Annotated in this window: 16 protein-coding genes; 6 read left to right on the top strand and 10 right to left on the bottom strand. The window is 75.2% G+C overall.

The features are described 5' to 3' along the window. Window positions 1–13: 13 nt before the first annotated feature. Window positions 14–2,164, bottom strand: coding sequence for an amylo-alpha-1,6-glucosidase (locus ACZ6PY_RS21385; RefSeq protein ID WP_466074657.1), 2,151 nt, complete (start codon window positions 2,162–2,164; stop codon window positions 14–16). A 116-nt stretch (window positions 2,165–2,280) separates the two neighbouring features. Between ACZ6PY_RS21385 and ACZ6PY_RS21390 the strand changes: the two genes are divergently transcribed. Further along, on the top strand, window positions 2,281–3,729 hold the full coding sequence (locus ACZ6PY_RS21390) for a M20/M25/M40 family metallo-hydrolase (protein ID WP_466074658.1): 1,449 nt from the start codon (window positions 2,281–2,283) through the stop codon (window positions 3,727–3,729). Window positions 3,730–3,780: 51 nt separating this feature from the next. Here ACZ6PY_RS21390 and ACZ6PY_RS21395 read toward each other — a convergent pair whose 3' ends face one another. Continuing rightward, the gene (locus ACZ6PY_RS21395; protein ID WP_466074659.1) at window positions 3,781–4,314 is read right to left on the bottom strand and encodes a GNAT family N-acetyltransferase; all 534 of its coding nucleotides are present in this window, start codon (window positions 4,312–4,314) and stop codon (window positions 3,781–3,783) included. 248 nt (window positions 4,315–4,562) lie between these two features. Here ACZ6PY_RS21395 and ACZ6PY_RS21400 point away from each other — a divergent pair, with 248 nt between their 5' ends. Further along, window positions 4,563–6,134 carry a glycosyltransferase family 4 protein gene (locus ACZ6PY_RS21400; RefSeq protein WP_466074697.1) on the top strand — a complete coding sequence of 524 codons (1,572 nt, stop codon included), beginning with the start codon at window positions 4,563–4,565 and terminating at the stop codon, window positions 6,132–6,134. After that, the gene (locus ACZ6PY_RS21405) at window positions 6,116–7,774 is read left to right on the top strand and encodes a glycosyltransferase family 2 protein (RefSeq protein WP_466074660.1); all 1,659 of its coding nucleotides are present in this window, start codon (window positions 6,116–6,118) and stop codon (window positions 7,772–7,774) included. Before ACZ6PY_RS21400 ends, ACZ6PY_RS21405 begins: the two co-directional genes overlap by 19 nt. A gap of 28 nt (window positions 7,775–7,802) precedes the next feature. Here the strand turns inward: ACZ6PY_RS21405 and ACZ6PY_RS21410 are convergent, their stop codons facing one another. The 4 genes from ACZ6PY_RS21410 to ACZ6PY_RS21425 form a co-directional block, all read right to left on the bottom strand. Beyond that, window positions 7,803–8,096: a DUF6510 family protein gene (locus ACZ6PY_RS21410; RefSeq protein ID WP_466074661.1), complete on the bottom strand. Its 294-nt coding sequence runs from the start codon at window positions 8,094–8,096 to the stop codon at window positions 7,803–7,805. A 17-nt stretch (window positions 8,097–8,113) separates the two neighbouring features. Then, a complete protein-coding gene (locus ACZ6PY_RS21415) occupies window positions 8,114–8,875 on the bottom strand; it encodes a ferredoxin reductase (RefSeq protein ID WP_466074662.1) in 762 nt (253 codons plus the stop codon). 1 nt (window position 8,876) lies between these two features. Beyond that, window positions 8,877–9,476 carry a molybdopterin-dependent oxidoreductase gene (locus ACZ6PY_RS21420; RefSeq protein ID WP_466074663.1) on the bottom strand — a complete coding sequence of 200 codons (600 nt, stop codon included), beginning with the start codon at window positions 9,474–9,476 and terminating at the stop codon, window positions 8,877–8,879. Between the two features lie 85 nt (window positions 9,477–9,561). Continuing rightward, window positions 9,562–10,581, bottom strand: coding sequence for a TerC family protein (locus ACZ6PY_RS21425; protein WP_466074664.1), 1,020 nt, complete (start codon window positions 10,579–10,581; stop codon window positions 9,562–9,564). Between the two features lie 249 nt (window positions 10,582–10,830). Between ACZ6PY_RS21425 and ACZ6PY_RS21430 the strand changes: the two genes are divergently transcribed. After that, window positions 10,831–11,979, top strand: coding sequence for a CaiB/BaiF CoA transferase family protein (locus ACZ6PY_RS21430; RefSeq protein ID WP_466074665.1), 1,149 nt, complete (start codon window positions 10,831–10,833; stop codon window positions 11,977–11,979). Between the two features lie 34 nt (window positions 11,980–12,013). Here ACZ6PY_RS21430 and ACZ6PY_RS21435 read toward each other — a convergent pair whose 3' ends face one another. After that, window positions 12,014–12,418, bottom strand: coding sequence for a DUF2267 domain-containing protein (locus tag ACZ6PY_RS21435; protein WP_466074666.1), 405 nt, complete (start codon window positions 12,416–12,418; stop codon window positions 12,014–12,016). A 159-nt stretch (window positions 12,419–12,577) separates the two neighbouring features. Between ACZ6PY_RS21435 and ACZ6PY_RS21440 the strand changes: the two genes are divergently transcribed. Next, window positions 12,578–12,847, top strand: a complete 270-nt coding sequence (locus ACZ6PY_RS21440; RefSeq protein WP_151465257.1) for a DUF2795 domain-containing protein — start codon at window positions 12,578–12,580, stop codon at window positions 12,845–12,847. 9 nt (window positions 12,848–12,856) lie between these two features. Beyond that, complete coding sequence (locus ACZ6PY_RS21445) at window positions 12,857–13,519, top strand: DUF1345 domain-containing protein (protein WP_466074667.1); 663 nt, start codon at window positions 12,857–12,859, stop codon at window positions 13,517–13,519. 245 nt (window positions 13,520–13,764) lie between these two features. Here the strand turns inward: ACZ6PY_RS21445 and ACZ6PY_RS21450 are convergent, their stop codons facing one another. Genes ACZ6PY_RS21450 through ACZ6PY_RS21460 form a run of 3 tightly spaced genes read right to left on the bottom strand, consistent with a single transcriptional unit; the run spans window position 13,765 to window position 16,460 of the window. Beyond that, on the bottom strand, window positions 13,765–14,460 hold the full coding sequence (locus tag ACZ6PY_RS21450) for a hypothetical protein (RefSeq protein ID WP_466074668.1): 696 nt from the start codon (window positions 14,458–14,460) through the stop codon (window positions 13,765–13,767). Between the two features lie 32 nt (window positions 14,461–14,492). Continuing rightward, the gene (locus tag ACZ6PY_RS21455) at window positions 14,493–15,464 is read right to left on the bottom strand and encodes a pirin family protein (protein ID WP_466074669.1); all 972 of its coding nucleotides are present in this window, start codon (window positions 15,462–15,464) and stop codon (window positions 14,493–14,495) included. 51 nt (window positions 15,465–15,515) lie between these two features. Continuing rightward, window positions 15,516–16,460, bottom strand: a complete 945-nt coding sequence (locus ACZ6PY_RS21460; RefSeq protein ID WP_466074670.1) for a hypothetical protein — start codon at window positions 16,458–16,460, stop codon at window positions 15,516–15,518. Window positions 16,461–16,619 lie beyond the last annotated feature (159 nt).

Below are 16,619 nucleotides of genomic sequence, written 5' to 3' on the forward strand. Positions count from 1 at the left end.
ACAAACGTGGCGGTCAGTCGGGGGCGAGCCGGACGTACCCGGTCCGGCCGACCGCTTCGAGGTCCCAGCAGCGGCCGAAGGCGCGGACCCGCTCGGCGGTGACCCGGCCCAGTTCGGGCGGTACGTCCGGGTCGAGTTCCAGCCGCCCGTCGACCGGGTTGATGTCGAGCATGGCCCGGATCAGGGCCAGCGGAGCGCCGGCCGCCCACGCCTGCGGGCTGCACGCGGTGGGGTACGGCACGGCGAACATGGTCCGGTGCCGGTCGTACCCGCTGAGCGCCTCGGGCAGCCGGTGGCCGAACTGCTCGGCCACGTCGAGCAGGGCCAGGGCGACCCGGTTGGCCTCGGCCCGGTAGCCGTAGCGGGTCAGCCCAAGGGCCGCGATCGAGTTGTCGTGCGGCCACACCGTGCCGAGGTGGTAGCCGAGGGCGTTGTACGGCCGGTCCTCCCGGGACAGGGTGCGGATGCCCCAGCCGGTGAACATGTCCGGATGCATGAGCTGGCGCACCACCGCCTCGGCGCGCTCCGGCGGGACGATGCCGCTCCACAGCAGGTGGCCCATGTTGGAGGTCTTCGAGTCGATCGGGGTCTTGTCGCCGTCCAGGCCGACCGCGTAGAAGCCGCCCCGCTCGTCGAGCCAGAAGTCCCGGTTGAACCGCTCGTAGAGCCGCGCGGCGTCGGCGCGCAGTCGGGCGGCCAGCGACGCGTCGGCCAGCGGGCCCTCCGCCAGCTCGGCCAGCCGCAGCTTCGCGTCGTAGGTGTAGCCCTGGATCTCGCACGTGGCGATCGGCAGCACGGGGATCCGGCCGTCGGAGAAGCAGACCCCGTCCGGGGAGTCCCGCCAACACTGGTTGCCCAGCCCTTCCGGCGAGCGGGTGGCGTACTCGACGTAGCCGTCGCCGTCCCGGTCGCCGTAGGTGTCGATCCAGTTCAACGCGGCCAGCGCGTGCTCGCGAAGCCGGCGGACGAGGTCGTCGTCCCCGCTCCACCGCCAGTACTCGGACAGCAGGATCAACCAGAGCTGGGTGGCGTCGGACGTCCCGTAGTACGGGGTGTACGGCTTGGTCCCGGTGCGGGTCAGCTCGCCGCTGCGCACCTCGTGGAGGATGCGGCCGGGCTCCTCGTCGGTGAAGTCGTCGCACCGGGTCCCCTGGAGCCGGGCGAGTGCCAGCAGCGCGCCCTGGGCCAGGCCCGGCCCGGCCACCAGCGTCTGGTAGGCGGTGATCAGGGTGTCCCGGCCGAACACGGTCAGGAACCAGGGCAGCCCGGCCCCGGGGAGCATGACCCGCTGGCCCTTGACCTCCAGGTCGAGCCGGAGCGCCGCCAGGTCGTAGCGGGTCCGGCGGGCGACCCGTTCCAGGACCGGGTTGTCGCTGTGCAGGAGCGCGCGGCTCTCCGTCCACCGGCGCAGCGGGTCGTCGGCCCGGCGGTGCACCACCTCGGCGATGTCGCCGCGCACCGCTTCCACCACCCCCAGCCCGGGCGGCAGCGGCACCTGCAGGTCGACCTTCCAGTCCTCGCGCGGGTCCAGCTCCACCTGCCAGACCAGGTCGTCGCCCTCGATCCGGTCCGGCGGCCGGCTGGAGCGCACCTCGGTGGTGGCCGTGAAGCCGTCCCGGTCGTACCGGAATTGGAGCGCGGCGCCGGCGGCGCCGTGCCGGCGGACGATGTCGGCGGAGCGGTCCCGCACCCCGGACTTGACCTCGAACAGGTCGGCGAAGTCGGCGGCGACGGCCAGCCGCAGCTCGAACCGGACCGGTTCCGTGTAGAACGACACCACCTCGATGCGCTCGTGGAACCCGTCGCCGACGTAGCGCAGCCGCCGCGCGGTGAGGCTGTCCGGCGGCAGCCCGGGCAGTTCGGGATTGGTGAGCATGAACTGCGCGGAGTAGTGGTCGATGGTCTCCGAGCGCAGCACCGGGAACCGGTGGCCGTCGATGGTCAGCACCCAGCCGCTGACCAGCCGGGTATCCAGGTGGACCAGCCCGCCGATGCTGCCCGGGGGCACGTCCCCGGTGGGGTCGGAGTACATGAAGGTGGGCCCGCTCAGCACCGCGAGCGACTCGGGGCCCAGCTCGGGCGGGACGGCTCGCTGGTCACCGGGCTCGGCGGCGGCCGCCAGGCCGGGGGTCGGGTCGGCGGGAGTCGGACGCGCGACAGCCATACCGCCCACGGTAGGAGGAGCGCGGGCGAGGCCGGCATCACCCGCTCCGGGTGAAATCCCCGTTATCAACAGTCGTCGATATGGACAACTGTCATCCTCGGGGCGAGGATGCCCTGATGGGAACCCACGAGACCGCCGGGGGTCGGCCCACGAGGTCCACCCGGCGCACCTTCCTCACCGCCTCCGCCGCGGCCACCGCCGCCACCGTCGCCGCACCGCTGGCCGGCACGCCGGCCGCCGCCACCGGCGCCACCACGCCGCCCGGCCCCGGACGCCCGGTCCGGCCGCAGCCGCCGGGCCGCGAACTCACCGCGCTGCTGCGCGAGATCGACCAGGACCGCATCGAGGCCACCGTCCGCCGGCTCGCCGCGTTCGGCACCCGGCACACGCTGTCCGCACAGGACGATCCGGTACGCGGGATCGGCGCCGCCCGGGACTGGATCCACGCCCAGCTCACCGGGTACGCCGCCGCCTCCGGCGGCCGGATGACCGTGGCCCTCCAGTCGTACGTCCAGCAGCCCGCCTCCCGCATCCCCACGCCCACCACCATCACCAACGTGGTGGCCACCCTGCGCGGCGACACCGCGCCGGACCGGGTCTACGTGATCACCGGCCACTACGACTCCCGGGCCACCGACGTGATGGACGCGGTCAGCGACGCCCCGGGCGCCGACGACGACGCCTCCGGCGTGGCGGTCGTGCTGGAACTGGCCCGGGTGCTCGCCACCCGGCGCACCGAGGCCACCATCGTCCTCGCCGCGGTGGCCGCCGAGGAGCAGGGGCTGTACGGCTCGGCGTACCTGGCCGGGCAGCTCAAGGCCGCCGGGGTGGACGTCCAGGGCATGTTCAGCAACGACATCGTCGGCAGCAGCACCGCCGACGACGGCACCCGCGACCCGCGGACCGTCCGGCTCTTCGCCGAGGGCGTGCCGACCGCCGAGACCCCGGCCGAGGCCAGCGTGCGCCAGTCCGTCGGCGGCGAGAACGACTCCCCGTCCCGGCAGCTCGCCCGGTTCGTGTCCGACGTGGCCGACAACGGCGCCACCGGGATGCGGGTCCGGGTGATCTACCGGCGGGACCGCTACCTGCGCGGCAGCGACCACATCTCGTTCCTGCGCGAGGGCTGGCCGGCCGGCCGGTTCACCGAACCGAACGAGGACTTCGCCCACCAGCACCAGGACGTCCGGGTGGTCGACGGCGTCCAGTACGGCGACCTGCCGGAGTTCTGCGACTTCGACTACATCACCCGGGTGGCCCGGGTGAACGCCGCGACGCTGTGGTCCCTCGCGCAGGCGCCGGGCACCCCGAAGGGGGTCACCGTCGTCACCACCAACCTGACCAACGACACCACCCTGCGGTGGCAGCGCGGCACCGAGCCGGACCTCGCCGGCTACGAGGTGGTGTGGCGGGAGACCACCGCCCCCGAGTGGCAGAAGGTGCTCCCGGTCGGCGACGTCACCGAGGTGACCATCGACCTGTCCAAGGACAACGTGTTCTTCGGCGTCCGGGCGGTGGACCGGGCGGGGCACCGCAGCCCGGTGGCGTTCCCCCGGCCGGGCAGCTGACCCGGCGGGGCGACGAGACCGGTGGCGGCCGCCGCGGCCGCCACCGCGCCGTCAGCCCCGCCCCGGCTCCGGCGCGGTGATCGCCCAGCGCTCGTGGTCCCGCCAGGCGCCGTCGATGAACAGGTAGTCCGGCGAGAAACCCTCCCGCCGGAAACCGAGCCGCCGGGCCAGCTTCTTCGACGGCTCGTTGCCGGGCTGGATGTTCGCCTCCAGGCGGTGCAGCCCCAGCGCGGTGAACGCGTGCTCGACGACCAGCCGGACCCCGGCCGAGGCTTGCCCGGTGCCGGCGTACGGCCGGAAGGCGGCGTAGCCCAGGTAGCCGCCGCGCAGCGCGCCCAGCACGATGCCGCTGATGTTCGCGTACCCGGCGATCTCGCCGGTGGCCCGGTCGCAGAGCAGGTACCCGGAGCTGTTCCGCGCCCGGATCTTGCGCAGGTAGGCGGCGTACTGCTCGGCGTCGTCGGGCGCGGCGAGCCACGGGTGGTGCAGGTCGCGGCTGCGCCGCGCGGCGGCGACGAACTCCTCCTCGTCGGCGGGGCGGGGACGGCGGATCGCGACGCGGCCGTCGCTGCGCAGGTACCTCACGGTGATCCACTCTCGGTCACCCGCCCGCCCGCTGTCCAACCGGGTCACGCCACCCCGCGCGGTCCGTGCCCGCCTGTCCGGGTCACCACCCAACCGCCGCCTCTCGGTCACCTCGGCGTCATGTCGGTGTCGCCGCGCCGACCGATGCCTCCAGCAGGTTGGGGTCACGCCGGAGCGGCCGGCCGACCAGCGGAGGACCAGCAGTGGCACACGACGAGGCGACACCGCCGCGCCGCGGCCGGATCGTCATGCTCGTCGACAACAAGGTCGAGGGCGACTCCCGGGTGCAGAAGATCGCCCGGTCGGCCGCCGAGGCCGGGTGGGACGTCACCCTGCTCGGCCGCTCCCCGGACGGCGTCGAGCGGACCTGGCGGCTGGGCGCCGCCGAGGTGCGGCTGCTGCCGGTGCCGGAGCCGCTGCACCGGCGCCGGCACGAGTTCCGCCGCTCGCTGCGCTGGCCGCTCGCGTACCGGTCGGGCGGCATCGCCGAGCACCGCGCCCAGTGGGTCCGGGCCTGGCGGGCCGACCTGGCCGTCCGCGGCGCCCTGGTGGCCCGGCGGGCCGCCGACGGCGAGCTGGCCGGCGCCCGCCTGGGCCGGGCGCGGCGGGCGCTGCGCCGGCGGGAGGTCGCCGCCCGGCTGCTCGACCGCTGGGTGTGGCTGCGCACGAAGATGATGAACCGGGTGCGGTACGGCCGCCGCTTCCGGGGACCGTGGGACCGGGCCTACACGCTGTTCTGGCAGCTCGCCCAGGGCGACCGCGCGTGGCGGCGGCTGGAGCCGGGGCTCTGGGACTACGAGCTGGCGTACGGCCCCGAGGTGGACCGGCTGCGCCCGGACCTGATCCACGCGCACGACTTCCGGATGCTCGGCGTCGGCGCCCGCGCCAAGATCCGCGCGGCCGGCCGGGGCCGCCGGATCGCGCTGGTCTGGGACGCCCACGAGTTCCTTCCCGGGATCAAGCCGTGGCGGGACCACGCCCGCTGGCTGCCCGCCCACCGGGCCCACGAGCGGGAGTACGCCCCGTACGCCGACGCGGTGCTCACCGTCTCGGCGGACCTGGCCGAGCTGCTGCGCCGCGAGCACCGGCTCGCCGAGACGCCCGGCGTGCTGCTCAACGCCCCCGCCGACGAGCACCGCCCGGCCGACGACGCGCCGCCGCCGGACCTGCGCGCCGAGTGCGGGCTCGCCGCCGACGTCCCGCTGCTGGTCTACAGCGGCGCGGCGGCCCCGCAGCGCGGCCTGGACACCCTGGTCGAGGCGTTGCCGCGGCTGCCGGGCGTGCACCTCGCGCTGGTGGTCAACCCGGCGCTGCGGTACGTCGAGCGGCTCGCCGAACGGGCCGCCCGGCTCGGCGTCGCCGACCGGCTGCACGTGCTGCCGTACGTGCCGCACTGGCAGGTGGTGCCCTTCCTGTCCGGCGCCGACGTCGGGGTGATCCCGATCCACCACTGGCCCAACCACGAGATCGCCCTGATCACCAAGTTCTTCGAGTACGCGCACGCGCGGCTGCCGGTGGTGGTCAGCGACGTGCGGACCATGGCGGCGACGGTGCGGGAGACCGGCCAGGGCGAGGTGTTCCGGGCCGGCGACGTCGACGACCTCGTCCGCGCGGTGACCGCCGTGCTGGCCGACCCGGCCCGGCACCGCGCCGCGTACGACCGGCCGGGGCTGCTCGCCGCCTGGACCTGGTCGGCGCAGGCCGAGGTGCTGGAGGCGGCGTACCGCCGGCTGCTGCCCGACGCCCCGCCCCCGCCCGACACGGACCCGTCCGAATCGTCGACTTCCCGAGGAGCGCTCCGGTGCCCACCCCAGACGTGAGCGTCGTCATCCCGGTCTACAACACCCGGCCCTACCTGCGGGCCTGCCTGGACTCGCTGCTGCGCCAGACGATCGGCCGCGACCGCCTGGAGATCGTGGCGGTGGACGACGGCTCCACCGACGGCAGCGGCCGGCTGCTGGACCGGCTCGCCGCCCGCCACCCCGGCACCGTGAAGGTGCTCCACCAGGCCAACTCCGGCGGCCCGGCCGCACCCTGCAACCGCGGCCTGGAGGTGGCGACCGGCCGGTACGTCTTCTTCCTCGGCTCCGACGACCACCTCGGCCCCGAGGCCCTGGAACGGCTGGTCGCCGCCGCCGACCGGTACGGCTCGGACGTGGTCCTCGGCAAGGTGGTCGGTGTCAACGGCCGGCACGTCTTCTCCGACGTCTTCGCCGCCGGCAACGTGGTCGACGTGAGCCTGTTCGACTCCGCGCTGCCCTGGTCGCTGGCGAACACCAAGCTGTTCCGCCGGGAGCTCGTGGACCGGCTCGGGCTGCGCTTCCCCGAGGACATGCCGGTGCTCAGCGACCAGCCGTTCACGCTGGCCGCCTGCTACCACGCCCGGCGGATCTCGGTGCTCGCCGACTACGACTACTACCACGCGGTGCGCCGCCTGGACGCCCGCAACATCACCTACCACAGCCGCGTCGACCAGCGCCTGGTCAGCGTGGAGCGGCTGTTCGCCTTCGTGGCCGGGCTGATCCCGGCCGGCCCGCGGCGGGACGCGGTGCTGCGCCGGCACGTCGGGCTGGAGCTGGCCAACCTGGTCGGCGACGACTTCCGCCGCCTGGACCGCGCCGCGCAGGAGCGGGTGCACGCGGCGGTGCGCCGCCTCGTCGAGCGGTACGTCACCGACGGGCTCCGCGACCGGCTCGACATCGAGGCCCGGCTGCGGCTGGGCGCGGTGACCGCCGGGGGCGTCGACGAGCTGCTGGCGGTCATCGAGCAGGACGCCGAGCGGGGCGTCCCGGCCACGGTGGTGGAAGACGGCCGCTGGCACGCCGGCTACCCGGGCGCGCCGGCCGACTGGACCGACGTCACCGCGGTACGCGCGGACTGGCTGGCCCGGCTGGACACCGTCACGGTGAGCTGGACGGACGCCCACACGCTCGCGGTGACCACGCGCAGCCCGTACCCCCGTTTCGCCGCGGAGGCGGGGCCGGTGCGGCTGGTGGCTGGCCCGGTCACCGGCACCACCCTGCTGGACGCCACCGACCCGACCGGCCGGACGGTGCGGACCGACTTCCCGGTCGACCGGCTCCTCGCCGGCAGCGCGGCCAGCGGCCAGCGCCACCCGGTGCGGGCGGAGGTCGACGGCGGCCACGGCCGGGGCAGCGCCCCGGTCCGCGCGCCCCGGCTCGCCGCCGGGCGCCCCCGGCTGCTGCGCCAGGGCGCCCGCCTGTACGGGATCGCCGCCACCGTCGACCCGCGCAACGGCCAGCTCGTGCTGTCGGTGGTGCCGGTGACCGCCGGGCAGCTGGTCAGCCGGCTGCGCCGGCGGTGGCGGCGGACCGCGCCGGCCGCCGCCCGCCCGGTCCCGGCGCCGGCCCGGCCGGTGGGCGCCCCGGCGCCGCTCCACCCGACGAACCACGCCGAGCCGACCCCGAGCCAGGTGGGTCAGCTCACCGTCGCGTCCTGAGCCGCCGACCCGGTCGTCCGGGGCGGCGTCAGAGCGGGCGGGGGTGCGGCTGGTCGAGGGCCATGGGCACCTGGAGGAAGGTGGTGCCGCGCAGGTCGAGCCAGGCCCGGTCGGGGGCGCGGACCAGCCGCACCATCACCTCGGAGCACGCCGGGCAGCGCCCGATCAGCCCGGGCGCGTGCGAGTAGACGTGCAGCCCGGCCACGGGGCCGGTCATGCCGCAGTGGTCGCAGCGCCCGGTGGCGGAGCTCAGGTCGACCGCGAAGAGGTCGCGCAGCGGCCCGTCGAGCATGTTGCCGTCCAGGTAGGACATGTCGGTCATGCGCTCTCCTCGGGTGGTCAGCCGGTCGGGCCGAACCGCTCGGTCTTCACCCGCCGGGTCGGATGGCCCAGCCCGACCAGCAGGTCCGCCACGGTCTCCACGAACCCGGTGGGGCCGCAGACGTAACAGAGCGGCTCCAGGTCGGGCGGCCAGCCGTGGCTGTTCACGTCGGCCAGGCCGATCCGGTGCGGCTCCCCCCGCCAGCCCTCCGGCGCCGCCCGGGTGTAGACGTACGCGACGTCGAGGCCCTGGTCATCGCGGGTGCGGCGGCGCAGCTCGTCGGCGTAGATGACGTCGTCGGGGGTGCGCACCGAGTAGATGAGCCGGAACGGCGCCCGGCTGCCGGCGGCCCGCCGGGCCCGGACCATCGCCATCAGTGGCACCACGCCGGAACCGCCGGCGACCAGCAGCACCGGCGCGGTCTCGTCGGTGCGCCAGACGAACCAACCGCCGACCGGCCCGCGCACCTCCACCGGGTCGCCCTCGGCGTAGGTGTCGGTGAGGTACGGCGACACCTCCCCGTCGGGCACCCGCTGCACGGTCACCGCGATCCGTTCCCCCTCGGCCGGCCCGGCCAGGGAGTACGAGCGGGCCGCCTGGTAACCGTCGGCGGCGGTGAGCCGGATGTCCAGGTGCTGCCCGGGCTCGTGCCCCGGCCAGCCGGGCACGTCCAGCACCAGGGTCTGCGCGCTCGGTGTCTCGACGCGCCGCTCCACCAGCCGGGCGACGCGCCAGGTCAGGGGAGCGACCATCCGGCCGCCGGTCGTCGGGGCGGCCACCTCAGTCGCCCTGGTAGCGCTGCTCGCGCCACGGGTCGCCGTAGTCGTGGTAGCCGGCGGTCTCCCAGAAGCCCGGCTGGTCGTCGGCGAACAGCCGGACCCCCCGCACCCATTTGGCCGACTTCCAGAAGTAGAGGTGCGGCACGAGCAGCCGGGCCGGGCCGCCGTGCTCGGCCGGCAGCGGGCCGCCCTCGTAGGTGTGGACCACCCAAGCCCGGCCGCCCCGCAGGTCGTCCAGCGGCAGGTTGGTGGTGTAGCCGCCGTAGGAGTGGGCCAGCGCGTACCAGGCGGTGGTGTCGACGCCGTCGAGCAGGGTGTCCAGCGAGACCCCCTGCCAGTCGGTGCCCAGCTTGGACCAGCGGGTGACGCAGTGGATGTCCACGTGCGGCGTCTCCTGCGGCAGGCCCATCAGCTCGTCCCACGACCAGCGGTACTCGGCGCCCGTCTCCGTGGTGAGCACGAACTCCCAGGTGTCCAGCGGCACCCGGGGCGTCGGCCCGGCGGAGAGCACCGGGAAGTCCTGGGTGAGGTACTGGCCCGGCGGCAGGGCCGGTTCGGCCGTACGGGGCCGGCCCTGAAAGCCTGGCGAGACGATTCCCACGCGTCAGTCGTACCACCTGGGGTGGGCCGCGGCCACGGGTTCGGCCGGGAGCCGCCGCGCCGGGTGACCGGCGCGGCGGCCGGGCTCAGCGCCGCTCGGCGACCACGGCCTCCTCGCCGGTGGCGCGGTCGCGGGTGGCCCGCAGGCTGGTCAGCGTCACGATCACCAGGATGCCGATGATGACGCCGAGCGAGGCCAGGGTCGGGATCTGCGGCACCCCGGGCCAGATGCCGTGCGCCCAGTGCAGGCCCAGCTTGAGGCCGATGAAGGCCAGGATGGCGGCCAGGCCGTAGCTGAGGTGCACGAGGCGGCTCAGGGCGGCGTGCAGGACGAAGTAGAGCGCCCGCAGGCCGAGCAGGGCGAAGGCGTTGGTGGCGAAGACCAGGTAGGGGTCCTCGGTGATGCCGTAGACGGCGGGTACCGAGTCGACGGCGAAGACCACGTCGGTGGCGAGGACGGCGACCACCACGAGGGCGAACGGGGTGAGCGCCCGCCGGCCGTCCCGCCGGACGGTCATCTTCGGACCGTGGTACTCGTCGACCACCGGCATGACCTTGCGCAGCAGCCGGACCGACCGCATCTTGTCGATGTCGACCTCCTGCTCGTGCCCGGTGAGGGCGTCACGCAGCAGCTTGACCGCGGTGGCGACCAGGATGAGCGCGAAGAGCAGGAAGGCGAAGTCGAGGGTCTGCAGGGCGGCGGCGCCCAGGGCGATGAAGATCGCGCGCAGCACCAGCGCGCCGGCGATGCCGTAGAGCAGCACCCGCTGGGCCAGCACGGCGGGCACCGCGAACGCGGCCAGCAGCAGCATGAAGACGAAGAGGTTGTCGACCGAGAGCGACTTCTCCACCAGGTAGCCGGTGAGATACTGGACGCCCTGCTCCGAGCCGTAGCGACCCCACACCCAGGCGCCGAAGGCCAGCGGCAGGGCGACGTAGAAGGCCGACCAGCCCAGCGCCTCCTTCAGGGAGACCTCGTGCGGCTTCCGGGTGACCAGGAAGTCCAGCACCAGCAGCGCCAGCACACCGGCGACGGTCACCGCCCAGAGGGTGGGGGTGCCGACCGACGACAACTCGGCGGCGGACAGGTACGGCAACTCGGTCATGGAGCCTCCTCGAACACGGTGCCATGTCCGAGGTCTCCTTCACCCACCGATCGTGGGCAACCACCCGAGGCGGGCCCGGGGCCCGCCGTACTGACCGGAATGGTTCGTGGGAAGTACTCCCCTCGCGGGTCCAAGGTTAGGCCAACCTCAACCCGCGCGCCAAGTCTCGACGCGGATGATTGCCCTGGTCAACCGCTGTGCGGGGCGGTGGGGCGTGGTGCCCCGCCGGCGGGGGCCTATGGTGGCGCGATGAGCAGTCAGGGGCCGCTGACCGGCGTACGGGTGATCGAGCTGGCCGGCATCGGCCCCGGCCCGTTCGCCGCCATGATGCTCGCCGACCTCGGCGCGGACGTGGTGCGGGTGGACCGGATCGGCGGCGGCGGCTTCGGCGACGTCCCGGGCGACCTGCTGAACCGCAACCGCCGGTCGGTCGCCGTCGACCTCAAGACGCCCGAGGGACGCGAGGTGGTGCTCGCCCTGGTCGCCGGGGCGGACGTGCTGATCGAGGGCTTCCGGCCCGGAGTCACCGAGCGGCTCGGCCTCGGCCCGGACGACTGCCGCGCCGTCAACCCCCGCCTGGTGTACGGGCGGATGACCGGCTGGGGGCAGGACGGCCCGCTCGCCCACACGGCCGGACACGACATCGACTACCTGGCCCTGACCGGCGCGCTGCACGGCGTCGGCCGGGCCGGCGAACGCCCGGTGCCGCCCATGAACCTGCTCGGCGACTTCGGCGGCGGCGGGATGATGCTGGCCCTCGGCGTCGTGGCGGCGCTCTACGCGGTAGGCGCCGGCGCTCCCGGCCAGGTGGTCGACGCGGCCATCGTGGACGGCGTGTCGGTGCTGTCCACCCAGATCCACGCGCTGCGCCGCGCCGGCATGTGGCAGGACCCGCGCGGGGTGAACCTGCTCGACGGCGGCGCGCCCTTCTACGACACGTACGAGTGCGCCGACGGGCGGCACCTCGCCGTCGGCGCGCTGGAGCCGCGCTTCTACGACGAGCTGGTCCGGCTCACCGGTTTCCCGCTCGACGGCGACGAGGCCCCCGACCGGCACGACCCGGCGAACTGGCCGGCGCTGCGGGCGGCCTGGGCCCGGCTGTTCCGCACCCGCACCCGCGACGAGTGGGCCGCGCTGCTGGCCGGCTCGGACGCCTGCGTGGCGCCGGTGCTCGACTGGGCCGAGGCCCCGCAGCACCCGCACCTGGCCGCCCGGGAGGTCTTCGTCGCGCCCGACGGGGTCACCCAGCCGGCCCCCGCGCCGCGCTTCTCCGCCACCCCCACCTCGGTACGCCGGCCCCCGCCGCGGCCCGGCGAGCACACCGACGAACTGCTGGCCGAGGCCGGTCTCGACGCCGCCCGGATCGCCGCCCTGCGCGCCGCCGGCACGGTCGCCTGACCACGTCATCGGGGCGCCGGAGCGGCCAGGGGCCTCAGGTCCGGCGGGAGGCCGGCGCCAGGGCCGGCTCCACCATGTCCCGGAAGTCGCGCGGCAACTGGACCGCCACGTCCTGGAACTCCCCGCTGGTGATCGCCTCGTGCAGGGTGCAGAACACGGCCCGGATCGCGTCCCGGGCGGCGTTCTCGTCGACGGCGGCCCGTCGGGCGACCCGGGCGACGAACTCGGCCGCCCCGAAACGGTCCGCGGCCTCGGTGCGGGGGTGCGGGTTGAGCACCCGCTGGAGGGGCTTCGGCAGCTGCGCGGCGAGGTCCAGCACCTCACCCCCGGTCAGCCGCTCGGTCAGCGTCTCCAGCGTGGCCCGGGTCAGTTCGGCGGCCCGCTCCGGCGCCGTCCGGGCCCGCCCGGCCACCCGGTCGACGAAGGTCTCGTAATCCATCGGTGTACCCCCTCAGGGCTGCTCACGCGCCCCGCGGCGTACCCGCCGGGGCGGGCCGGAAACGGCCGCATTTTCCGCACCGGCGGGTGCGTGACCGGCCCGGCGCCGGGTAACCGCCGCCGGTCGTGACCGCAACTACAGGCGCGAGGAGCCCCACCCATGGCGAGTTACACCGACGTCCTCGAGTACCTGTCCGCGCTGGACTACCCGGCCGGCAAGGACGACGTCATCCAGGAGGCCGAACGGGAGGGCGCGCCGCCGGAGGTGTTGAAGGCGCTGCGGGCGCTGCCGCCGGTGGACTACGCCAACGGCACCGAGGTGGCCCGCTCGGCGGGCATCGACGCCGCCCCCGAGGTGGGCCGCTCCCAGCGCGCCGCGCAGGCCCGGGAGCCGCACACGCGGGTTTCGCAGCACCTGCGCGGCATCTGACCCCGCCCGGTGCCCCGCCCGACGGCCGCGCGGGTCCACGAGCACATCCCGGCGGCGGTCCAGCTCGTGGTGATGGCGCTGGTCGGCGTCTTCGCCGCCGCTGCCGCCGCCACCATGCTCACGCCGGCCCTCGCCCCGCTCGTCGGCTGGGACGGCGCCGCGCTGAGCTGGCTCGTCCTCCAGTGGGGGCGGCTGTCCCGGCTGGACGCGGTCCGGACCGCCCGATTGGCGAAGCTGGAGGACCCCAACCGGGCGACACGCGACGCCCTGCTGCTGGCCGCCTGCCTGGCCAGCCTGCTGGCGGTCGGTCTGGTGCTGACCACCGCGCACAGCGTCCCGCCCGGACTGCCCCGGGACCTCTACGGGGGGCTCGGCGTGCTGAGCATCGTGGTGTCCTGGTTCGTGGTGCACACCGTCTTCACCACCCGGTACGCCCGGCTGTACTACAGCGGCGAGCCGGGCGGGATCAACTTCCACCAGGACGAACCGCCCTGCTTCTCCGACTTCGCGTACGTCGGCTTCACGGTCGGCGCGACCTTCCAGGTCTCCGACACCGACCTGTGCAGCTCCGAGATGCGCCGCACGGCACTGCGGCACCTGCTGCTGTCGTACCTGTTCGGCGCGGTCATCATCGCCGCCACCGTGAACCTGCTCGCCAGCCTCGCCCAGTGAGACCCGGGCAGCCCCCCAGGCAGGCGGGCGCCCCGGGTCACGAACCGCGACCTGGGGCGCCACGCAGCACCTGTCCCCGCCGGTCCGCGCCCGAACCGGGTCGCGACCGACAGGCGGTGGATGTTCGCCCGAACCGGGCGGGCATCGCTGCCACGATCATCATACGACAGGGCATCAGCCGAACGGGTGAGTATCGCGTTATTGTGGCCCGCGGCACGTGCCGCGCCCGGCGACCGCGCGGCGCGTCATCCGCCGCGCCGCGACCCGGCGCCGCCGGCCGTCACCTCGGCGTACCGCTTCTCCAGATCCACCCGGGCCAGCGCCCCGACCAGCCAGGCCAGGCGCTCCGACTCGCGGCTGCCGGCCAGTTCCGCCAGGTCGTCGGCGGAGCGGCCCAGCCCCAACCGGCGGGCCGCCGCGAGCGCCCGCCGGTCGGCCACCGGCGCCACCTCGCGCCACACCGCCTGCACCTCGCGCAGGAACAGGTCCGCGACCTCGTCGTCCACACCGGGCAGCCCGGTCAGCAACCGCCGCTCCCGGCCCGGATCCTGGTGCGCCTCGGTGCGCAACCGGCGCAGGTCCCCCCGGTACGCGTCGACCACGTGCTGCGCCAGGTCACCGAGCGTGGCGGCCAGCGCGTCCAGATCACCGCGCTGCCCCGCGGCGCGCAGCACGCGGACCCGGTCGGCGTGCAACGACCGGGCCAGCCGGGCCGCGCTGTCCCAGCCGGCGTCCCGCAACCCCGTCGCCGCGTCGATCGCCTTGTGGAAGTCGCCCCGCCGGGCGAGCAGAACGGACAGGTAGAGCACCTGGAACAGCTGGGACGGGTTGTTCGTGACCCGGAACCCGTACCGTTCGGCGAACCCCCGCCCGTCCCCGGCGAGCCGGCGGACCAGCCGCTTCTTGTCCTCGACACTGGAAATCGCACTGGTGGTGGGCATGCCCGCCGTCTACCCGGGGCGGGCCGGGGCATTCAGCCGACCATGCCGCCGCGCCGGTCCCGCGCCTTGAGCCGGGTGGTGGGCAGCGCCGGGGCGGGCAGCGGAGGCGCGGCGTCGTCGGCGACCGTGCCGAACCGGCGGCCGGCCATCCAGTCCTCGCGGGCGGCCACCACCTCCTCGTGCGACCGGCCCACGAAGTTCCACCACATCACCAGCGGCTCCTCGAACGGGGTGCCGCCGAGCAGCAGCAACCGGCTGCCCGGGGCGGCCCGCAGGGTCAGTGCGTCCCGGCCGGCGCCCAGGTAGAGCAGCGCGCCGGGGGCGAAGGCCACGCCGTCCACCTCGGCCGAGCCGGACATGGCGAGCAACCCGTACTCGAAGTCGCGGCGCAGCGGCAGCGTGGCCGGCGCGGGGCCGCGGACCTCGAGCTGCGCGCCGACCAGCGGCGTGTGCACCACGGCCGGGGAGCGTTCCCCGCCCACCTCGCCGACGAGCAGGGTGACGTCCAGGTCGCCGTCGCGCCACCGGGGCAGCTCGGCGTGGTGGGCGAAGTCGGCCGCGCCGGCCCGCGCGGGGTCCGGCAGCGCCACCCAGAGCTGCACGCCGTGCATCACCGGCGGATGCACGAGGGGTGAGCGTTCCGAGTGGGCGATGCCGTGCCCCGAGGTCATCACGTTGAGCTGGCCGGGCCGGATCGGCTGGACGTTGCCCAGGCTGTCCCGGTGCAGGATCTCCCCGTCGAGCAGCCAGGTGACCGTCTGCAGCCCGGTGTGCGGGTGCGGCGGCACCTCCATGCCGGGGCGCTCGGCCACGTCGTCCGGTCCGAAATGGTCGACGAAGCACCAGGCGCCGACCAGCCGCCGCTGCCGCTGCGGCAGCAGGCGGCGCACCGTCGTGTAGCGCCCGAGCGGCACGTCGTGGCCGGGCAGCAGCACGCTGCCCGGGTCCGTGGGGCCCACGCCAGGTGGGAGAGTCTGCGCGGGCAGGGATTCGGTACGGTCCACCGCCCGACTGTACGCTCAGCCGACCGCGACGCTCGCGGCGTTCCCCCCGGCTCAGCCTGCGGAAACGCGTACCGTGTTCGCGCCGGCCGCCAGGTCGAGGTCGAGCCGGTCCCGGGCCCCGTCCCAGCCGGGTGAGCTGATGAGCTGGCCGGCGGCCACCCCGGTGCGGCGGACGTCGTACACGGCCACCGAGCCGGCACCGGCCGCGACCCGGACCCGGGCCGGCGACCCGCCGGGAACGATCACGGTCAGCTCGCTGACGCCGCCGCTCACCCGGACGGTCAGCGCGCCGCGCAGCGGGGGCAGCCGCAGCCCGGTCCGGGACGCCCCGCCGGCCAGCTCGATCCCGGCCAGCCGGGCCGAACCCAGGTCGAGCTGCTGCTCGCTGACCCCGCCGGCCAGGCGCAGCCGCCAGGTCACCCCGGAGTTGAGCACCACCTCCACGGCGGCCGGCCCGGACCGGCCGTTGCCCTGGACGCGCAGCCGGACCAGGTCACCGGTGACCTCGGGCCGCGGGGTGACGCCCGCACCGTCCGGCGCGCCGACCCGGTACAGGTCGTCGCCGAGGTCGGCGGCCCGCAGGGTGAAGCTCGCGATTGGGTCGACCAGCTCGAAATCGGCCTGCCGCCGGTCGCCGCGCGGGGCGGTGAGCGTCTCCTCGGCCGCGGTGGTCACGCCGCCCGGCCGGCTGTCCTCCCCCGCCGTGGGACGGTGACCGTCGGCGGGGGCCGGCTCCGGCGGCGTGGACCCGTGGCCCTCGGCCGGCGCCGGGTCGTGGCACACCGAGGGCGTGGGATCGTGGCACACCGTGGGCGTGGGACCGTGGCCCCGGGCCGGCGGGGGTGCCTCGCCGGAGAAGGCGATCCCGAGTCGGGTCGGGTGGGACAGGGTCGCGACCACGGCCGCCACGCCGAGCGCCACCACCAGCACGGCGGCGGCGGCCAGCACGCGGGTGGTTCGGGACCATCCCGACCCGGTCGGCTCGGTGTCGGTCATGGTCGTCCCCTCTCGCCGGTCCCCGTCGGCTGATACGTCTCCGTTCCGGGCGCAGTTCATTCCTCGGATACGCCGCTGGCCGGCACCCCGTGTTCCGGGGTGCCGGCCAGTTTGCGTTGGGTCAGCTGTTCCAGTGCTGGTGGACGATGTCGGTGGCCT

The organism is Micromonospora sp. NPDC048907 (genome assembly GCF_055586885.1).